This window comes from Paenibacillus sp. GXUN7292, assembly GCF_050864975.1.
In the GTDB taxonomy this organism is placed as follows: Bacteria; Bacillota; Bacilli; order Paenibacillales; family Paenibacillaceae; genus Pristimantibacillus.
Genome location: NZ_JBOZWO010000022.1, coordinates 29880 through 49094 on the forward strand (window position 1 = coordinate 29880; position 19215 = coordinate 49094).

The window sequence follows — 19215 nt, forward strand, 5'->3', positions numbered from 1 at the left end:
GGCTGTAAAATGCTGCCCAAATGAGCATTTGTTCACAGATAGCGTCTCTACGATGTGTTAGAATTTCAAAACGTGCATTTTATGCGAAATAGCGCCTTCAGAATTCGTTACAAAATGAATGGCTTCTCGAGCTCCGCTCTAAGTCAGTTATCAAAGCTATTAAGCAGCGGCAGAGTTTTTCAACAAGCTCTTATTTATACTTAGTCCAAGCAAAATGGCCGTAAACCAAGCGGCAGCGCTGCCGGTCTCTCGCAGCTGCTCTTCATCGTGTAGTGCGCGCCGCTGCTAGCTGCATCATGAAAGCCATGCATAGCTTCCAGCACATGGTAAGCAAGCTGTCCATTCGCGCGGTGCTTGCGGCCCGTCACAATTGCCTTGGCCATATCCGCGGCGCCAATGCCGCGTGCATTTTCAGTATTCGGATACGCGTAAGGGATTTCCGACCAATCGCTAGCACCAGCACGCTTCACACGAATCTCGCCGCCAAAGCGGTTAGGGTCGGGCACAATAATCGTACCTTCGCTTCCATACACTTCAATGCGCGGCAAGGTAGAGCCTCCCTTTACATCGAAGCTCGTCAGCAAGGTGCCGATTGGTCCGGCAGCAAATTCAATGATGCCCGCTATATGCGTAGGCACTTCTACTTGAATCGTTTGCCCCAGCTTTGGCTCGCTCGTAATCGTTCTCTCCGGGAATGAAATACGTGTCATGCCAGTTACGCGCTTCATAGGGCCAAGCAGCGCCACAAGCGCCGTCAAATAATAGGGTCCCATATCAAACATAGGCCCGCCGCCTGCTTGATAATAAAACTCTGGAGCCGGATGCCACGATTCATGACCGCCGCTCATCATAAACGCCGTTGCACCGATCGGCGTTCCGATCCAGCCATCCTCTATCAGCTTAATACATGTTTGAATGCCGCCGCCGAGGAATGTATCAGGAGCACCGCCGACATAGAGCCCTTTTTGCTCCGCCAGCTTCAGCACCTGCTCTGCTTCCTCGCGAGAAACGGCAAATGGCTTTTCCACGTACACATGCTTGCCTGCTTCCAGCGCTCGCAAATTCACTTCGGCATGGGCCTGAGGAATTGTTAAATTAATAATCATTTGAATTTCAGGATCAGCCAGCAGCTCGTCAACGGAGCAGCCGCGAATGCCATGCTCCTCTGCTTTTTGCTTTGCCCTTGCTACGTCGAGATCAGCGCAGGCTGCAACCTCCATTGCATCAAAGCTGCTTCCGTTTTTAAAGTAAATGCCGCTAATGTTTCCTGTACCGATAATGCCTGCTTTCAATTTCGTCATATAGCTCGCCTCGGATTCTATTGATTATGTTTCTACAATTGATTGTCAGCCATGCCAGTGTATGCTTCGCTTGCTGCTGTATGCTTTTGCGCCTCTGACTTGCCTTCCGCGCACCAGAGGAAGCCGCGCTTCATTAATTCTTTAACTGTTGCAATATCCATAATATTGGCCTGATGGCCCAAGGAGTTGTAGTAAACGCGCCCTACACCCCAGCGTTTTGTCCAAATGACAGGCATATCAACTGCTTTATTTAAGGAGTGCGGACCAGGTACAGTAGGAAAGCGTGTCGTGGCAAGCACTTCTACCGCAGGATCGACATGCAAGTAATACTGCTCCGATTTTACAGAAAAATCTTCAATGCCTGCTGTAAGCAAGCTCGATGTATTACTAATATTAACTGTATATTCTACACCGTCATTGCCCGGATGAGCTACCCATTGTCCGCCTGTCATAAACTGCCAGTCCACATTTTCCCGGAACGCATCGCACATCCCGCCATGGCAGCCTGCAAGCCCCACGCCGCTTTGCACAGCCGCAGATACGTTTTTGACAAGCTGCTGATCGATTTTGCCCATCGTCCATAACGGAATAATTAAATCCAGCTGCATTAATTTATCCGCGTTCGCGAAAGCTTCCAGCGTATCTGATACTTCGACCTCAAAGCCTTCCTCTATAAGCTGCTGGCGAAAAATTTCTGCTACCTGCTTCGGCTGATGGCCATCCCAGCCGCCCCATACGATAAGTGCTTTTTTCATATTGTAGCTCCTGCCTCTCTCATGTTTTTCAGCCTTCCTGGGCCTACTCCATCTCGTCAATTGAAATCCAGCGCCGCTCAGCGATAGATTTGTCGACTGCTTCAAGCACTGCTTGGCATTTCACGCCGTCAACAAAGTTCGGAACAGGCTGGCGATCCTCCGCGAACGCCTGCATCAGCTCATGCACCTCATGCGTAAACGTATGCTCATAGCCGATCGTATGCCCTGCCGGCCACCATGCATCCATGTAGGCATGCGCAGGATCAGTAGCAAGCACACGGCGGAAGCCCTGCACATCCTCTGCATCATCCGTAAAAAACACCTGCAGCTCATTCATCCGTTCAAAATCGAATTTTATGCTGCCTTTGCTGCCGTTAATCTCGAAGCTATTCGTGCAGCGGTGACCGGCTGCGAAGCGCGTTGCTTCGAAGCTGCCCAGCGCGCCATTGTCAAAGCGGGCCATAAACAGCGTAGCATCATCGACGGTTACGTCGCCCTTCGGCCCCCCGCCGCCGCCTTTGGCGCTAAGCCCCGTCATTGCCTCGGCAATTGGCCGCTGCTTAATAAACGTCTCGCTCATGCCGATCACTTCCTTGAATTCACCAACGAGAAAGCGGGCCATATCAATAACATGCGCGCCAAGATCGCCATGCGAGCCTGAGCCGGCAATTTCCTTCTGCAAGCGCCATACGAGCGGGAAGCTAGGATCGATGATCCAGTCCTGCAAAAACCAGCCGCGGAAATGATATATTTCGCCTAGCCGGCCTTCAGAAATGATTTTTTTAGCAAGCTGCACTGCAGGAGCAAAACGGTAATTGAAGCCTACCATATGCTTTACCCCTGCTTTTTCCGCTGCTGCCAGCATTTCTTTGGAATCCGCAAGCGTAAGGGCTAGCGGTTTTTCGCAAAACAAGTGCTTGCCTGCCGCAGCAGCTGCTAAAGCAATTTCCTTGTGGGCATCGCTCGGCGCATTGATATCGATAAGGTCAATATCCTCTCTCTTAATCAGCTCACGCCATTCCGTCTCCGAGCTTTCCCAGCCGAATTGGGCACGAGCCTGCTCCAGACCATCCGGATTGCGGCCGCATATCGCTTTCATCTCCGGCTTGATCGAGTCAGGAAAAAACATCGGCAGCGCGCGATATGCATTACTATGTGCCTTCCCCATAAACTTGTAGCCAACCATACCAACTCTAACGCTTTTCATTGCTCCAACATCCTCTCATCCCTATTTATAATAAATGACGACGTTTCTCTTGGAATTAATTGAATCGGCAATGTTAGCTGCTTCGAATCAGCCTCATTATTACTTTCTATCCCCTGAAGCAGCAGCTGAGCAGCCTGCCTGCCCATTTCATAAAAAGGCACTGCGACCGTAGTAAGCGGCGGAGTAACGATTCTGGCGCCATCGGAATCATCGTAGCCTGCTAGGCCATAATCCTTGCCTGCAACAAGTCCATGCTCCTTAAGTCCATTCAACAAGCCAATCGCCATCCTGTCATTAGCTGTAAAGACAGCATCGATCTGGCCGCTCTTAATACGCTCAGCAATGAATTGTGCCGATTCATAACCGCTCTTCCGACTATAATTGCCCCAAAAAACCAGATTTTCATCCGGCTTTTTTTTCGCCTGCTCAAGCGCAAGCAAATAGCCTTTATAACGATCAATACTATTCGAAAATTGCAAGGGTCCATTCAGAAATGCGATGCGGCGGTATCCCCTCCCAATAAGATGCTCTGTTGCAAGCCTGCTGCCTTCTACATGATCAGCATCTACCGTACAGTAGCTTTCATTTTCAAAGCGCTGATTAACCAGACAAAATGGAAAGCCTTCCTTATGCAGCACAGCGAGCGCTTCTCTCTCTTCCGGCACATCCTGCGAGCCAAGCATAATGCAAGCGTCGATTTTTTGTGCGCGGAACAGCTTGCTGTAATCCCTTTCTACAGACGGCTCCCGATAAATAAGCAATAAATTGTATCCATAGCTTTGGGCCGCCTCGCCTATGCCGCTTAAAATTTCTGAGAAATAATACGTAGAGAACAAGCGGACCTTGGGAACAAAAGGCAGGATCACGCCTATATTCCCGCTTTTTCTGCGGGCAAACTGCTGCGCCAGCGCACTTGGGACATAGCCAATCTCAGCTGCTGCCTTCAAAACCCGCTCCTTCGTTTCCGGCTTAATCGGACCTACATTATTCAACACTCTGGACACGGTTGCTTCTGATACGCCTGCCAGTTTAGCTACTTCCTTCCTGCTAATGACACACAGCCTCCTAACATCAAAATAATCAATAACCCAAAACTATGTACACGCGTACATTGTTGCATAGAATGCAGGCTTCGTCAACCATTTTTTTGCAAAACTAGCTTCAGGGATTTACCATACAACAAAAGGCAGAACTTTTGGCTACCATATATTGCTCTAACGGTTATCAGAGCTGCTATTTCGATTAATTGCTCATTTGAGCATTTAAAGGTTGCCACGAGCGCTATTGTACCATTTATCGAGAAAAATCAGTGCTTTTTGGGAAAATAAGCGCAATAGCATCCGTTAGAAAATTCAAACTGTCATTTTTACACGAATAACGCTTATGGCAACCCTTAGAGTTCATCATTGTTATATTAAGGATAAACGGCTCCGATGTCCTTTGGCCAGGCACAATTACCGATGAAAAAAATATAAAAACAGATATAAGATCACAAGAACTTATACTTTCTTATACTTTCTAATATTTTTTAAAAAAAAGCGGCAAGCAAAGACTGCTCTTTGCTCGCCGCTCTTCATATTTAAGGTGCTGTGTCCAAAAATTTAAAATCAGGGAATTTCTCCACCGCTGTACGCATTGCATACTCATTCTCAAACAAAACGACGAAGTTTTCCTTTTTATCCTTCACAAGCGTTGTATTAATTCTAAATTTAGCCGGGTCAATTTTATCCCCGATAATCCAGCGGGCAAATTGGAACGGCATACGCTGTAAAATAACATCTACGCCATATTCCGCCTTCATCCGATGCTCAAACACCTCGAATTGCAGCTGTCCGACAACGCCAAGAATCGTTTCATCAAAGCCCGTTGTCGACTGGAACACCTGAATCGTGCCTTCTTCCGTAAGCTGGTCGATCCCCTTCTGGAACTGCTTATATTTCAAAGCATTTTTGATCGTTACCTTCGAGAAAATTTCTGGAGAAAATGTCGGAAGCTCATTATAAATAATACTGGAGCCTTGCGATAAGGAATCGCCTATCCGGAAAATGCCCGGATCAAATAATCCAATAATATCTCCCGGATACGCCTCATCTACAATATCCCGGTCTTGGGCAAGAAATTGCTGCGGCTGAGCCAGCTTGATCTCTTTGCCGTTGCGGACATGGCGTACCGCCATACCGCGCGTAAACTTGCCGGAGCAAATTCGGAAAAACGCAATGCGGTCACGATGCGCAGGGTTCATATTGGCCTGAATTTTGAATACATATCCGCTGAACTTTTCCTGCTCAGTCGGATCAATAATCCCCTCCGAGCTATCGCGCGCAGACGGTTGAGGCGCCAGCTGCAGGAAGTTTTCGAGAAATGTTTGCACGCCGAAATTGTTAACTGCGCTGCCAAAGAAAATCGGAGTGAGCTCGCCGCGCAGCACCTTTTCCAAATCAAACTGGTCGCCGGCAACGTCAAGCAGCTCCAAATCCTCGATCAGTTGGTCCGTCAAATAATCGCCAGCCATTTCTCTAATAGCTGGATCGTTATAATCGCTTACCTTTTTAACCTCGATTTTGGAATGATCATCGCCTTGGAACAGCTCTACTTGCGTCTTCATGCGATCGTATACGCCGCAAAGCTCGCGCCCCATGCCGATCGGCCAGTTCATAGGCACGGAACGAATGCCAAGCACCTGCTCCAGCTCTTCCATCAGCTCAAACGGATTTTTACCTTCACGGTCCAATTTATTAATAAATGTAAAGATTGGAATTCCACGCTGGCGGCATACCTGGAACAGCTTGATCGTTTGCACCTCGACCCCTTTGGCGACGTCAATAAGCATAACTGCGCTGTCGGCGGCAGTAAGCGTGCGGTACGTATCCTCACTGAAATCCTGGTGACCCGGTGTATCCAAAATATTGACGCGGTGTCCATTATAATCAAATTGCATAACGGATGAGGTTACAGAAATACCGCGCTGCTTCTCGATCTCCATCCAGTCCGAGGTAGCATGCCGATTCGCCTTGCGCGCTTTAACCGAGCCTGCCAGGCGGATTGCGCCGCCAAATAACAGCAGCTTCTCCGTTAGTGTTGTTTTACCGGCATCGGGGTGAGCTATAATTGCAAAGGTGCGTCTTTTTTCTACTTCATGCTTTAATTCTTGCGATAAAGATTGACTCATACTTGCCTTCCTTCCCTTAAAAAAGAGTGAAACAGCGGCATTACTTGCCGCTGTTCGTTACCCATATTACATTATCTTCATCCTGGCCATTAACCGGCCACCAGTGGAAGCCATCCTGAGCAAGCAGCTGATCTGCTTCCTTCGGCCCCCATGATCCCGCTGGATAATGAAGAAGATCGCTGCTGCTTTCCTTCCAGGCTTGTGCAATACGATCAACAAACGACCACGCCTGGGCAACCTCATCCCAACGTGTAAAGTAAGTGGAATCGCCGCGGGCAGCATCATAAATGAGACGTTCATAAGCTTCCGGCGTATTCAAGCCAACGAGACAGCTTTGACAAAATTCCATCGCAACGGGTTGAATCGTGCTGTCAGCCCCTGGTGTCTTCGCATTCACTTTAATGTAGATGCCTTCCATCGGATTAACGCGAATGACTAGCAGGTTAGGAGCCAGGTCTTGCTTCTTTGCAAACAGTACATTTTGCGGCATAGACTTGAACTCAATAACGACCTCCGTCGTTTTGACCGGCAGCCGCTTGCCCGTTCTTATGTAGAAAGGAACGCCTGCCCAGCGGAAATTATCTACAAAAACTTTAGCTGCAAAATAAGTTTCTGTCGTAGAAGCTTCTCCTACAGAATCCTCTTGACGATAGCCTGGCAGCTGCTTATTGCCAAGTGAGCCTTCGGCGTACTGCGCGCGAACGACATTGCTGCGGACCTCACCGCTGTTAGCGTAATTGCGCAGTGAACGAAGCACCTTCACCTTCTCGTCGCGAATATCCTCGCCGTGCAGCCGGCTTGGCGGCTCCATCGCGATCATGGTCAGCATTTGCAGCATATGGTTTTGTCCCATATCGCGCAGTGCTCCCGATTTGTCATAATAACCGCCGCGCTCTTCAACCCCGACCGTCTCGGACAGCGTAATTTGCACGTTAGCGATATAGTTATTATTCCAAAGCGGCTCGAAAAAGGCATTGGCGAAACGAATCATTTGAATGTTTTGCACCATTTCCTTGCCAAGATAATGGTCGATGCGATAAATTTCCTCTTCCTTGAACACTTGGCCCAGCTGTTCATTCAGCGCTTCTGCTGAAGGCAGATCATAGCCAAATGGCTTCTCGATTACTAGGCGGTGCCAGCCTCGCGATTCCAGCAAGCCTCCGTCACGCAAATTCAAAGACACAGGACCGAACAAGGATGGCGCCAGCGCCAAATAAAATAAACGGTTGCCTTGAATATTGAATTTTTGCTCCAGCTGCTCCGATAGGCTGTTTAGCTCTTTAAAGCCATCTACATTATTAATGTCAAGCGACATATAAACGAAATGCTCCGTAAATCGCTTCCACAGTTCAGAATCTTGAGCTTTATAACGACAAAACTCATTGATGGATTCGAATAAATCTTCTCTGAATTGCTCGTTCGTGCGTGGACGGCGGGCTAATCCTACAACTGCAAAATTATCGGCTAACTTACCTTCCTTATATAAACTGAACAACGCCGGGAACAGCTTGCGCCGCGCCAGATCTCCTGTTGCTCCGAACAAATAGTATACAGCGCCTTCAGCAGCTGCAGATTCTATTGAAATTGTATTGTTGTCGGTCATTTGCCTCATTCTTTCTTATAAATTTTGGTTCAACCCACCCACATGTTATGTAGTTTAGCATATTCATTCCTTTTACGCCATTAAGAAGCCTATAAAAAAAAGTGATTGATGTACCAAAAATTACAAATTGGTTAAAGCAAAATGACAGACAGCTTCATTATCAAATTACGCATTGTTACCCGCAATTCGTTAAAATTCTCCGCTAATAGCCGGCACTCCTAGCGTCAGCTTATATGTATCAGATTCTGTATGTTTTTTAAGCGCGACTTGCATATTGGCTTTGTAGCCTTCCTTCATCCAAGCATAGCTTCTAAGATTGGCCGAGTAGTAAAGCACGCTTTTAATTCCGTCTTCCTCGTAGGATTGAAGAGTTTCTGCTTGTGTTAGTCTGTCCCAATCCTTTTTGATCCAATCCGAATGAGCATTTCCTTGCAGCTTTACTGCAATCGCAGGTGCAGATGAATACGGGGTTATCGCCTCACTGATCATTGCCGCAGCTTTAAGCAGCTTTTCTTCTGTTAACGCCTCTGCCTGCTTGCCCGCATAAGACCAGACGATCATATATTTATTGCTGTACTCAGTTTCTTCCAGATCATGAATGGCGATTTGTCCCATGCCTTCAATGATGCCAGTTATCGTTTTTCCGTCATTCGTTATCCGCTTTGGAACGGGGCCTTCATATTTATCATTCGGCAGCAGCGCTTCAATCAGCTTATTTTTGGCAATCAAAGACTGTGTCGTAAACTCCCAGCGAATCGACCATTCTGCATCCTTCACGCCTGCTGCAAAATATGAGGGGGTCATAAGCCACAGCTGCTTTAAATCATAATTAAGCTGATTATCGATGCTGTCCGTTGATGCTGCCTGATCAGCCTGCCACCAAGCAGTAACCATTAATACGGCCAGCAGCAAAAGGACGGTTCGAATGCGAATTCTTCCTCGAGCAGCCTTCTCTTTACGGTTTTTTTTTGGAGCCGGCACCAACGTACTTGTCTTGCAATACATACGAGCATGAGACATAGACACATTACTCCCTTCCAAATATACCTAGGAGCTTCATTATGTCTGAATTTTGCCCGTATTTCTACCTATTAGTGGAAACTTCTAAAAACTAGTGAAAACTAGTGATAATGTCTTTTTTTTCTTAAAAATACGCTACATTTCGACTGCCGGCTGAAAGAGGATATGGAACGCGTTTATGACAGCATCAGCAAGCAATTGACATCGGCATCAAATGCTGTCAGTTACTCTGCAATTCCTTGCTTATGCGCATATATTGCCGCCTGAGTGCGATCCTCGACCTGGAGCTTGTTGAATATATTCGTAATATGAAATTTAACTGTTTTTACACCAATAAATAGCTCATCCGCAATCTCTTGATTGGACATCCCCCTGGCCAGGCGCTTCAGAACATCCATCTCGCGATCCGTCAGATCATCATGAAGACGCACCTGCTCCTGCGCCTTTGGCTGGCGAATACGGTTCATCATTTTGGCTGCGACCTGCGATTCCAAAACAGATTGCCCCCTTGCTGCTGCGCGAATCGCTTCGGCAATTTCTGTAGCACGCGACGTTTTTAACAAATAGCTGAAAGCTCCAGCTTCAATAACTGGATACAGCTTGCTGTCATCCAAATAGCTGGTCAGCACGATAACCTTGCAGTCAGGCAGCTGCTCCATCAGCTTAGCAGTTGTCTCTACGCCATCCATGCCTTCCATTACTAAATCCATGAGCACTACATCCGGCTTATAAGCAAGTGCTAGCCTTATACCGTCCGCCCCGTTGCTGGCCTCCCCTACTACCTCCAAGCCATCCTCCGTATCCAGCACCGCTGCAAGTCCGATACGAACCATTTCGTGATCGTCCACTAAAAGTACTTTTACAACTTGATTTTCCCCATCGTTCGCTTTCATCGTACTATTCCGCCTTCCTTATCCCCATGCATGATGCCCGGCACAGGAATCCACAAATGAATAGTTGTACCAACGCCAGCCTCCGACATGACCTGAAAAGCGCCTCCGAGCTCATTTACACGCTCTTCCATCGTAAGCAGCCCGTAGGAGGATTGCTTCTTCAGCTCGACATCAAATCCGACTCCATTATCCTGAATGGTCATATGCACCTTATTATCATAATTTAACAGCTTAATGAGCATGCGATCTGCCTTGGAATGCCTAAGCGTATTAGACAGCGCCTCCTGCGCTATGCGGAACAAATGATCCTCAGCCTGCGGCAGCATGGAAATCGATTCGTCAACCTCAAGCTGGATCGCCATTGGTATTTTTTGCTTCAGCTCCTCTACTAGAGAAGCAAGAGCTTGGCCCAGGCTTTTTCCGTCCAAATGAACAGGGCGAAGATGCAGCAGCAGCGCTCTCATCTCTGATTGCGCAACAGCAGCCATCTCTTCAATTAGCTGCACCTGCCTTTTGGCTCTTTCCCAGTCCTTCTCAATCGTTCTGCTTACAGCAGTTGCCGTCATCGAAATAGCGAATAATTGCTGGCTGACAGCATCATGCAATTCTCTCGCCAGACGCTGGCGTTCTTCAATAACAGCTGTAAATTTAACCTTTTCCGTCCACATGGGATCCGCTTCGGCCGTCTCTGCCCGCTGCCCCGTCTCACCTTCCGCATGAGGCAAAGTAACTGCAAAAGTTCTCTTTTTTTGCTGATCCTTCATTCTTTCAATGGCGGCCTTCAGCCTAGAATTTTGCAAATAGCTGTTAAAGGTGGCCGCAGCAAGGCCGAGGCCAACCGCTGTCAAGCCGATAATCGGCCATTTCCCTTGCAAGGTTACAATTTGAACTAGTCCAGTCGCTTGCAAGACAATAACTGATAATCCTATTATAATAAGCAGCCACAATACTGTCTCCTTGTAGTTTTTTCTTCTTTCCAGCATTTGCTCCTGCTTCGTTTTATTCATCTGGTTCGATTGCACAACAGTCACAGCTCCTTGCTAGTGAACAGGTATATTTTCAAGAAATTTCTGTAGTCAGCATGAAGCAGCAGACCGTATACGGCCTGCTACTTCAGCAATTCACCATTTATTCAGCTTCTGTTTTTGAACCATTCAATTTATTTTTCAATGCTTCAAGCTGAGCGTCAACCTTCATTTGCTTTTCCAAATCAACCGGGCTTACTTGGCTGGACGAAGATTTGCTATAGGAGTATGGCATTCTGAATACGTCTGCCTCCGCCTCCATCTGCATAATTTTTTCTTCCATGCGCTGGAAGCCTCTCGATGCAGTGCCATTGTCGATCGAGTGATTGCTGGACAACTGCGCCATTTGCTTTTGCGCTTTTGCAATTTGTGCGCGGGATACCAGCTCATTGCGCTTGTTGCGCATTTGATAAAATTCTTCCTTCATGCCGTGCAGCTGCTGCATAAGCTCGTCTGCCTGTGCTTTGGTCTGGCCATGAAGCTCCATATACTCATTAGCTTTTTGCTCAAAATATAGCTTTTCTTCAAGCATTTGACGTGCAAGCTCTTCTTGTCCTGCTCTCAGAGCTGCCTCTGCCTTCGATTCGCGTTCTGTTACACCGCGAACTGCATCGTCAAGGCGCTGCTTCATGCGGCGCTCATTCGCCATTTGCTTGGCTACTGTAACCTCAGCCTGATGAATCTCCACTTCCATGTCTCGCAAGTATTGATTAAGCATAACTACAGGATCTTCAATTTTGTCCAAAACCTCATTCACCGATGCTTTTGTCATATCCTTCATACGTCTGAAAATACCCATTTTATTATTCTCCCTTCTCGTACTTCTCAATTTTTGATTTTAATTGTTCAATTTCACGCTTTAACGCTTTTTTCTCCAAATCATCCATCATACTATCGAACTGCTTATCTACAGCAGGGTCAGCTTTGTATGCCGGTTCAGACCAGTCTGGTTTAGGCGGCGTTTGATACATATTGGTTTGATGCTGTGTTTTGTAGCGGTAAGGATCATATCCTCCAGGTCCCGGGCCTGGACCTGGACCTGGTCCTGCTCCGTATGGCGGAACATAATTATTATTGGAATGATGATTCGGTCCAAAATCTCCGTAATACGGCGGTTCTTTCGGTACAACTAACGCTGCAATAATATAAACCGCTATAATCGTTCCTCCAGAGAAGGCAGTAACTACGACCAGCAATATGCGCAGCAATGTAGCATCGACATTCAAATATTCACTCAATCCACCGCATAGGCCAGTAATCTTTCTATCTCGACTAGAGCGGTATAATTTATTCACTGTTATCAACCTTCTTTCTGAAGCTTTTTCTTAAGCTCAGCTAGCTCGCGTTCGATTGTCGACTGAATCGTTTCACCCAAGCCTGAAAAATGCTGCTGAGTGCTTTGTCGAACATCGCGCAGGCTTCGCGCCTCAAGCTCCATATCGCTAATGCGGTCTTCCATTCTGCGGAACATAGTGCCTGGCTGGTTGCCGTTCATCCCTTGACCGTAGCGATGATTCATTCTTTGCTGCAAGCGCAGCGACTCCATTCGAGCCGCATAGTACTCACGCTTGTCATACACCGTTTGGTACTCGCTTCTCATTTGGCGAAGCTGATCCTCCAGCTCCAGCATTTGTCCGTTGCTTTGCTCGTACAACTCTCTATATTGGGCCGCTCTCTCTTCCGCTCCTGCTTTTTCTTGCAATGCAATTCTGGCCAAATTTTCTTCGCCAGCTTTCAAAGCCGTTACCGCTTGCTGCTCGCGGCGCTCCTTCTGCTGCTCTGCCTGCAGCCATTGCGCTTTAAGATGATTGCTGTGAGCAGCATATTGCTGGTAAAGCCTTTCGGCTTGTATAATTTCTTCTCTCGTTGACCAAAGGAATTGATCGATCATTTTAACAGGATCTTCGGCTTTTTCCAATCTTTCATTTAAGGTTGCAACTGTAATGTCGCGAACTCGTTTAACAATGCTCATTCATTTCTTCCTCCTAACGATACGTTCTGCGTCCGTTATTTTTGATTACTGAATATCCGGCGACTACTAGGCCGATTGCGATAATCCACATGAACAAGCCGCTTAGTTTGGCTAGTAGCATCAAGGAGCCTAATACGATAAGTATACCACCAATCACCTTCTTCTGATTAGCCCATCCTAGTATTCCTAAGCCGATCATAATAACCGGCATAAACATTCCTATAATTGCTCCGAGTTTAATGCCTAGAAGATTCAGGACGGCTAGTGCTCCGATAGCAATTAACAACGTTCCAACTGCTGTTTTCCCATTCATATCCAGTTCATTCTCCTTTCTATTATTAGAATTTACTCATTTAGCTGCTTCGTTTTGAACCGATGTTTCTCTTGCTTATGTACTTAGTATAGATCGTTCAAACCCTTTTCAAAACGGACTTCGGACGGTTTTATACACTAGACCAAGGTCGAGTGGATAACCCGTCTGCAGTGCCATATCAAGCTTTTCTTCCATATATTTCAGCTTAAAAACGCTATCATTCCTATGTTACGGTAAGTTCATCAAACAGGAGGTGCATCACTAACATGAAGAAAAGCCTATTCACTAAAACGATTGTTGCAAGCATCATTGCAGTAACGTTGCTCATAACTGGAATTGTTCCGATCCACACTGACGGACATGCGTATGCAGCATCAAGCACATCTTCCAAGATCGAGAAAACGATCTCGCTGGGTATGAAATATAAAGGAACACCATATGAGTTTGGCTCCAACCGCAGCACGACCAGAACATTTGACTGCTCTGATTTTGTAAAACACGTATTTAAGCAAGCAGCAGGCATTACACTGCCAGGCAACTCCAGAACGCAAGCAAGCTACGTTAAAAAGCATTCAACAATCAAAAGAAGCTTGTCCAGCCTAAAACGCGGTGATCTTATCTTCTTCATGTCCTACCGTGGAGCTTCAAAATCTAACTATTCCAAACTTAATAAAGATAAGCAAAGAGTTACCCATGTCGCTATTTATCTAGGCAATAATAAAGTTCTTCACACCTACTCTAAAAAGAGCGGCGGCGTACGCGTTGACAACATCAAAAATACGTCTTGGGAATATCGCATGATTTTTGGCGGCAGCGCACTTTAATACTTCAACGCTTTAATTAAAGATATTATCGATAAAAAAGAAGCGGCAGCTCGTATGACGGGCTGCCGCTTCTTTCTTCCTATATAAGCACCTATATAAGCACCTATCTATCCTTCACAATTTCAACCCACATATCAGGCTTGGCAATTGCTTGCTTGCCCGCTTCAATTAAAGCCATAATTTCCAGCGTCTCTGCCCTCGGAACAGGAGATTTGCCTCCCGTTTCGAAAAAATCAAGCATGCTGTCGATCAAACGTTCAAAAATGTGGCTCATTTCACAAACGCATACGCTGCTGCCATCGGATAGCTGCATATTCAATTGAAATGGCACTTCACTCATTTGCTGCATGGAGGCTTGCCTGCCATCTTCATATTGAATAATAAGCAATCTGCCATTAGCTGTAGGGAAGCTTTTTAAGCGATTCGCACCAGTCCCCATCATTGCAACGATCATTTCAAACTGATGAACAGAATAATTATCGAATTGCCCTGGACCGGTAGATGCAATATATTCAATCGACTGCGCATTGATCTTCTCGTTCGGATAGGATGCCAGCTGTTCAGCAAAGCGCAAGGCTGAGCTGGAAAACAGAGGCGTGGCATATTGCTCTGCGCGATCAAACATTCTTATGCCGGCAGCCAAATCCGGCGAAAATGTTTTATCCATATAGATCGGTTTGCCTGCTTGAAGCGGAAGCTGAGCCAGACGCTCATGATGCTCAGGATGATCCGGTGAAAGTATAATCAAATAATCCGATTTGTCGACAAGCTCTTCTATAGAAGAAACGGCTTCAAGTTGATGCTGCTCGCACCACTGTCCGGTAGTCAGACCGCCAGCCTTATCGATTTCGGCATAGGCATACGCCAGCTCCACCTGTCTGTTCTTAGCTGCAATATTGTTTCTGATCCATCCCGGATAATTGTTAGCATGCCACTCGTCTAAAAAGAAATCGAGAAAACCTATCTTTTTCATAGCTTAATCTCACTTTTCAATTCAGAGGATTTATAAATCGCATCCATCACTTCGGTAATTTGGATGGCGTTGTCGATATGATTGCGCGACTTCACGCCAGTTGAAGCGGACTCGATGAAATCCTTCATTTCCTCATAGAAGCCGTCGGCTTTCTCATAGGCAGGAGTGGTCTCCAGCAGCACTTTTCCTTTGGACGAATATACTTTGAAGTTGCCTCCATACTCCAGCTTAATGCCGGCTTTGTCGCCAAGCAGCTCGATAAACATCGCCGACTCGCCAATATTTTGCGCCCATGCGCCATTAAGGCTTATCGTAGGACCTTCGGTGCGAAGCAGTCCTGTAACAAAATCCTCTACATCATTAACCCCATCGTATACAGGCGGACCAGCCCACATATTTTGATAAGCGTAATCCTCCATATTTTTGGCCATTTCACTATATATTGCGCCATTTACCGATTGTACCTTCACATCACCGAGGCAATAGAAAATAATATCAAGGAAGTGAACTCCCCAATCTACAAGCACGCCTCCGCCTGCTTTTGCTTTTGTCGTAAACGGACCGCCAAGGCCGGGAATCGAGCGATGTGAGCGGAATGAACAATACACATGATAAACATTGCCCAATTCACCTGCATCAATCATGTTTTTAATTAAATTAATCGATGTATTAAAACGATTGACTACGCCAATATTAAGCATGCAATTGTTACGCTCAGCTGCAGCTTTCATTTCCTTCGCTTGCTCCAGATTCAGAGCGGCAGGCTTCTCGCAAAGCACATGCTTGCCAGCATTCAAAAAAGCAATCGAAAGAGGAGCATGCAAATCGTTAGGCGTGCATATCGAAACCGCTTTCACTTCCTCGTCCGCAAGCACGACATTATAGTCAGCAACAGCGTTAGGTATATTGAAATCAGCAGCAACCTTCTGCGCTCTTTCCAGCAATGGATCTACGATATATTTAATTTCAACCTTATCATTCTTCAAATAGCTTGGAATATGAGCGGTCTGAGCAATCATCCCGGAACCGATAACCGCAATTTTCATTTTTGACATCGTCAATATCATCCCTTCATCATCAAATTTTAAATAAGCGCTATACTGCTTACTTTAACAAATTGTGTAAAGAGAGGATTTAGCCTAGTTATACATTTCATTGTTCCTTATTTGTGATGGTCTCAGCAACCTTGGTCATCGTTTGATATTCGGAGGGCGATAAGCCGAAATTTTTGCGAAACGCCTTGCTGAATGTATGAATCGACTGATAATTCAGTTTTTCGGCAATAGATGTAATATTCATCGTTCCTTCCTTCAGCCATTGCACAGCTTTTTCGAATCTTTTGCGATTGTAATATTCCTGGATGGTCAGGCCAATTTCCTTGGAAAAGCAGTTGGACATATAAGAGTAGTTATAATGAAGCTCTTCTGCAATTTGGGAAAGCTCCGTTATTCTTTGCAAATGAACATCAATATAATTAATGACCTCATAGACCATACTGGAGGCGCCTGCTTCCTTCAGCTCCGGCTTATAGCCCAGGTCCCAGTTTTCATGAAAGCTGCGGTAAGCGATTACGATCAATTGACGCAAATACATGCCTACCATTACCGAGGAGTAGCTATTCAAATGAACCAGCTCATTAAAAATACCTACAAATGGCACATCGATTTGCAGCCTGTTTTTGACGATAGGGTATTGGGTTTGATCAAGCATTTTTTTTATATGTACAAAAGCAGGACTGCCTTCATTGCTGGCATCAAAATTAAAGCCGGCATAATAGTACCGCATTGGCTGCTCGTCATCGGTGCGGATATAATGCGTTTCTCCGGGAACATTCAAAATAATATCCCCTTCTTCAACCTCGAAGCGCCTGTTATCCATATGAAATTCACCTTTACCGGATACAACATAGCTGATCTCGTAGCAATATTGGCGATGATCCGTGACCGTATATCCCTTTTTGCAGCTCAAATCGCCAATCTGATATAAAATAATCGATTCATGCTGCTGCGGATTTTCAAAATACATATTATCAAAATGAAAATAAGCCTTGCTATTTCCATTATTGCCGCTTAGCTTCTTCATCTCGCCACAACCTTTAATTTAATCGTCCTGGTTAGACGGCTTCTCCGTTCTTCCCATCCTAATACAAGGGGAGCGCCTTGTCCACGGCAAAATAGTAAGCCCCGGCATACGAAATAATGCCAGGGCTATTTGCTCAATCTACTTCAAAATGCCTTCCAAACTTCCGCCGCTCGCAAATAATCGCTTTATGTTTTCTTCTACCTCTTCATCCGGCAATAGCGGCGGCGCATGATGGGGCTTCCTGCGCGCATCAATAATTACATTATCACAGCCCCAATGCTTATAGTCCATCGTACTGTTCACCCCGTAAATATCGTGGGAAGGATTGCTTCTCGTAAAGGTCGCCCATAAGAAATTGCTGAGCGACTCACTGACAAAACGGCTGTCATCACATACGATGATGAGCGGGCAATCCGGCAGCTTGCCTGCTGCGTTAATCGCCTCACATAACGATTGCACATCTTCCTCGCCCTTGAAGCGGCTAGTATAAGCAGGTGCTTCTATTGCGATAACGCCCGGCATGACATAGCTTGGCTGCGAGAAGCCGGCGCTGCGCAATTTATCCAAAGCTGGATCGTTTGAATCTAGAGGCTGCTGGTCAACAAGCTGCTCCAGCAGCCGCGGAACCTGGCGGCAAAGCTCTCTGACCGGCTCTCCTACAGCAGCAAATATAACTTTGCTTCCTTTATTAAGACCCATGCCTGTGTAATCTAGCGTATCGATTGTTGTGTTCGTCTGAAAATGAATGTCGCGCTGCAAATCTATTCTTTCTAATATATATGTGAAAAACTCCTCAACACGATATGTGCTTAAAGCTGGCTTTTGGTTGTTATGAGCAGCAGCTTTCTGTTCACTGCTGTATGCATCCTCAGCAGCGATAAATAAATATTTGGCAAGGCTTAGCTGGCCCGTACCCAATATGCGATTCGCTATCGTGAGCAGCTCGGCCGGCTGCTTCGTCTGCTGAAATGGCGTGTAGCGCTCGCTGCCAATCGCAAGGAGCAGCGGGTGAACGCCGGCAGCATCAACAGCCTGCACTTCCTTAACGCCAGGTATTTCCTTGTTGACCGCACCGCCGGTCAGCTCATGAATCAGCTCGCCGAAGGAAGTATCCTCTTGCGGCGGCCGGCCTACTACCGTAAACGGATAAATCGCATTGCGCCTTGCGTATACCTTATGAACACGCATAACAGGAAAAGGATGAACGAGACTGTAGTAGCCAAGATGATCACCGAAAGGACCTTCCGGCTTCGTCTCGCCGGGATATATTTCCCCGGTAATGATGAAGTCGGCATCATGGCTAATACAATAGCCGTCTACATAGCTGTAACGGAAATGGCGCCCTGCCAGCAATCCCGCAAACGTTAGCTCACTCATGCCTTCCGGCAGCGGCATGACCGCTGATAGCGTATGAGAAGGCGGGCCGCCTATAAAGCAGCTGACCTTAAGCGGCTGGCCCAGCTTATTAGCCTTGGACTGATGAACTCCTATGCCGCGGTGTATTTGGTAATGAACGCCTACCTCTTTATTGAGCTCATATTCATTGCCGTCAAGCTGAATCCGATACATGCCCAGATTGGCATTCATAATGCCCGGCTTCTCCGGATCCTCGGAATAAACCTGCGGCAAAGTAACAAAGGCGCCTCCGTCGTTTTTCCAGCTTTTAATAAGCGGCAAATCAGAAATTTGAATCTCCTCAAAATGAGCAGGCAGCTTATTCTTTTTAATTGGCAGCGCCTTTCTTGCCGCGAGGCCTGTACCTATATAACGAAACGGCTTCTTAAGCGCTTTGGCTGGATCATTGCGAAGTGCAATGACCTCCTGTGTTTTCTCTATCGTATCTCGAAAAATAAACTTGCTGCGCTCCATCGTGCCAAATAAATTAGAAACAGCTTGATACTTGGAGCCCTTTACCTTTTCAAATAATAACGCTGGTCCGCCTGCTGCATATACTTTTAGCTGTATGGCGGCCATCTCCAGATAAGGATCAACCTCTTCCTTTATTCGAATCAAGTGGCCATGCTTCTCCAGATCAAGGACGCACTCTTCCAGGCTAGCATATTTCATACCAAATCTCC

General features: G+C 46.4%; 18 protein-coding genes. 1 reads left to right on the forward strand and 17 read right to left on the reverse strand.

From position 1 onward, the window contains the following. Nucleotides 1–200: 200 nt before the first annotated feature. The 13 genes from ACRRU2_RS17665 to ACRRU2_RS17725 form a co-directional block, all read right to left on the reverse strand. On the reverse strand, nt 201–1301 hold the full coding sequence (locus tag ACRRU2_RS17665; protein WP_331697293.1) for a Gfo/Idh/MocA family protein: 1101 nt from the start codon (nt 1299–1301) through the stop codon (nt 201–203). A gap of 32 nt (nt 1302–1333) precedes the next feature. Then, on the reverse strand, nt 1334–2056 hold the full coding sequence (locus tag ACRRU2_RS17670; RefSeq protein WP_432503647.1) for a ThuA domain-containing protein: 723 nt from the start codon (nt 2054–2056) through the stop codon (nt 1334–1336). Between the two features lie 43 nt (nt 2057–2099). Further along, nucleotides 2100–3263 carry a Gfo/Idh/MocA family protein gene (locus tag ACRRU2_RS17675; RefSeq protein WP_432503649.1) on the reverse strand — a complete coding sequence of 388 codons (1164 nt, stop codon included), beginning with the start codon at nt 3261–3263 and terminating at the stop codon, nt 2100–2102. Further along, complete coding sequence (locus tag ACRRU2_RS17680) at nt 3260–4324, reverse strand: LacI family DNA-binding transcriptional regulator (RefSeq protein WP_432503741.1); 1065 nt, start codon at nt 4322–4324, stop codon at nt 3260–3262. The genes ACRRU2_RS17675 and ACRRU2_RS17680 overlap by 4 nt, the downstream gene beginning before the upstream one ends. Nucleotides 4325–4842: 518 nt before the next feature. Continuing rightward, a complete protein-coding gene (locus ACRRU2_RS17685; RefSeq protein ID WP_432503651.1) occupies nt 4843–6432 on the reverse strand; it encodes a peptide chain release factor 3 in 1590 nt (529 codons plus the stop codon). A 40-nt stretch (nt 6433–6472) separates the two neighbouring features. Next, nucleotides 6473–8035 carry a glucose-6-phosphate dehydrogenase gene (zwf, locus tag ACRRU2_RS17690; RefSeq protein ID WP_331697337.1) on the reverse strand — a complete coding sequence of 521 codons (1563 nt, stop codon included), beginning with the start codon at nt 8033–8035 and terminating at the stop codon, nt 6473–6475. 189 nt (nt 8036–8224) lie between these two features. Further along, nucleotides 8225–9055 carry a YwmB family TATA-box binding protein gene (locus tag ACRRU2_RS17695; protein WP_432503653.1) on the reverse strand — a complete coding sequence of 277 codons (831 nt, stop codon included), beginning with the start codon at nt 9053–9055 and terminating at the stop codon, nt 8225–8227. Nucleotides 9056–9279: 224 nt separating this feature from the next. Then, complete coding sequence (locus ACRRU2_RS17700; protein ID WP_331697298.1) at nt 9280–9948, reverse strand: response regulator transcription factor; 669 nt, start codon at nt 9946–9948, stop codon at nt 9280–9282. Further along, the gene (locus tag ACRRU2_RS17705; RefSeq protein ID WP_432503657.1) at nt 9945–10970 is read right to left on the reverse strand and encodes a sensor histidine kinase; all 1026 of its coding nucleotides are present in this window, start codon (nt 10968–10970) and stop codon (nt 9945–9947) included. The genes ACRRU2_RS17700 and ACRRU2_RS17705 overlap by 4 nt, the downstream gene beginning before the upstream one ends. 106 nt (nt 10971–11076) lie before the next feature. Continuing rightward, a complete protein-coding gene (locus ACRRU2_RS17710) occupies nt 11077–11772 on the reverse strand; it encodes a PspA/IM30 family protein (protein ID WP_331697300.1) in 696 nt (231 codons plus the stop codon). 4 nt (nt 11773–11776) lie between these two features. After that, entirely contained in the window at nt 11777–12268 is a 492-nt protein-coding gene (locus ACRRU2_RS17715; RefSeq protein ID WP_331697301.1) for a PspC domain-containing protein, read from the reverse strand. Nucleotides 12269–12273: 5 nt separating this feature from the next. Continuing rightward, a complete protein-coding gene (locus ACRRU2_RS17720) occupies nt 12274–12945 on the reverse strand; it encodes a PspA/IM30 family protein (RefSeq protein WP_331697302.1) in 672 nt (223 codons plus the stop codon). Nucleotides 12946–12958: 13 nt separating this feature from the next. After that, on the reverse strand, nt 12959–13258 hold the full coding sequence (locus tag ACRRU2_RS17725) for a LiaF transmembrane domain-containing protein (protein WP_331697303.1): 300 nt from the start codon (nt 13256–13258) through the stop codon (nt 12959–12961). A gap of 266 nt (nt 13259–13524) precedes the next feature. Here ACRRU2_RS17725 and ACRRU2_RS17730 point away from each other — a divergent pair, with 266 nt between their 5' ends. Next, complete coding sequence (locus ACRRU2_RS17730; protein WP_331697304.1) at nt 13525–14082, forward strand: C40 family peptidase; 558 nt, start codon at nt 13525–13527, stop codon at nt 14080–14082. Nucleotides 14083–14185: 103 nt separating this feature from the next. On the opposite strand, the gene ACRRU2_RS17735 is transcribed toward ACRRU2_RS17730, so the two are convergent. The 4 genes from ACRRU2_RS17735 to ACRRU2_RS17750 form a co-directional block, all read right to left on the reverse strand. Beyond that, the gene (locus tag ACRRU2_RS17735) at nt 14186–15055 is read right to left on the reverse strand and encodes a Gfo/Idh/MocA family oxidoreductase (RefSeq protein ID WP_432503662.1); all 870 of its coding nucleotides are present in this window, start codon (nt 15053–15055) and stop codon (nt 14186–14188) included. Continuing rightward, the gene (locus ACRRU2_RS17740; RefSeq protein ID WP_331697306.1) at nt 15052–16110 is read right to left on the reverse strand and encodes a Gfo/Idh/MocA family protein; all 1059 of its coding nucleotides are present in this window, start codon (nt 16108–16110) and stop codon (nt 15052–15054) included. The genes ACRRU2_RS17735 and ACRRU2_RS17740 overlap by 4 nt, the downstream gene beginning before the upstream one ends. Nucleotides 16111–16207: 97 nt before the next feature. Further along, complete coding sequence (locus tag ACRRU2_RS17745; protein ID WP_432503665.1) at nt 16208–17137, reverse strand: helix-turn-helix domain-containing protein; 930 nt, start codon at nt 17135–17137, stop codon at nt 16208–16210. A 138-nt stretch (nt 17138–17275) separates the two neighbouring features. Further along, complete coding sequence (locus ACRRU2_RS17750) at nt 17276–19204, reverse strand: UbiD family decarboxylase (protein WP_432503667.1); 1929 nt, start codon at nt 19202–19204, stop codon at nt 17276–17278. Nucleotides 19205–19215: the final 11 nt, after the last annotated feature.

Excerpts from the sequence above, each read along its gene's own strand:
- ACRRU2_RS17710 (WP_331697300.1), bottom strand. The coding sequence starts at position 11,772 with ATGGGTATTTTCAGACGTATGAAGGATATGACAAAAGCATCGGTGAAT.
- ACRRU2_RS17745 (WP_432503665.1), bottom strand. The coding sequence starts at position 17,137 with ATGAAGAAGCTAAGCGGCAATAATGGAAATAGCAAGGCTTATTTTCAT.
- ACRRU2_RS17750 (WP_432503667.1), bottom strand. The coding sequence starts at position 19,204 with ATGAAATATGCTAGCCTGGAAGAGTGCGTCCTTGATCTGGAGAAGCAT.
- ACRRU2_RS17730 (WP_331697304.1), top strand. The coding sequence starts at position 13,525 with ATGAAGAAAAGCCTATTCACTAAAACGATTGTTGCAAGCATCATTGCA.
- ACRRU2_RS17725 (WP_331697303.1), bottom strand. The coding sequence starts at position 13,258 with ATGAATGGGAAAACAGCAGTTGGAACGTTGTTAATTGCTATCGGAGCA.
- zwf (WP_331697337.1), bottom strand. The coding sequence starts at position 8,035 with ATGACCGACAACAATACAATTTCAATAGAATCTGCAGCTGCTGAAGGC.
- ACRRU2_RS17685 (WP_432503651.1), bottom strand. The coding sequence starts at position 6,432 with ATGAGTCAATCTTTATCGCAAGAATTAAAGCATGAAGTAGAAAAAAGA.
- ACRRU2_RS17700 (WP_331697298.1), bottom strand. The coding sequence starts at position 9,948 with ATGAAAGCGAACGATGGGGAAAATCAAGTTGTAAAAGTACTTTTAGTG.
- ACRRU2_RS17695 (WP_432503653.1), bottom strand. The coding sequence starts at position 9,055 with ATGTCTCATGCTCGTATGTATTGCAAGACAAGTACGTTGGTGCCGGCT.
- ACRRU2_RS17720 (WP_331697302.1), bottom strand. The coding sequence starts at position 12,945 with ATGAGCATTGTTAAACGAGTTCGCGACATTACAGTTGCAACCTTAAAT.
- ACRRU2_RS17665 (WP_331697293.1), bottom strand. The coding sequence starts at position 1,301 with ATGACGAAATTGAAAGCAGGCATTATCGGTACAGGAAACATTAGCGGC.
- ACRRU2_RS17740 (WP_331697306.1), bottom strand. The coding sequence starts at position 16,110 with ATGTCAAAAATGAAAATTGCGGTTATCGGTTCCGGGATGATTGCTCAG.
- ACRRU2_RS17670 (WP_432503647.1), bottom strand. The coding sequence starts at position 2,056 with ATGAAAAAAGCACTTATCGTATGGGGCGGCTGGGATGGCCATCAGCCG.
- ACRRU2_RS17675 (WP_432503649.1), bottom strand. The coding sequence starts at position 3,263 with ATGAAAAGCGTTAGAGTTGGTATGGTTGGCTACAAGTTTATGGGGAAG.
- ACRRU2_RS17735 (WP_432503662.1), bottom strand. The coding sequence starts at position 15,055 with ATGAAAAAGATAGGTTTTCTCGATTTCTTTTTAGACGAGTGGCATGCT.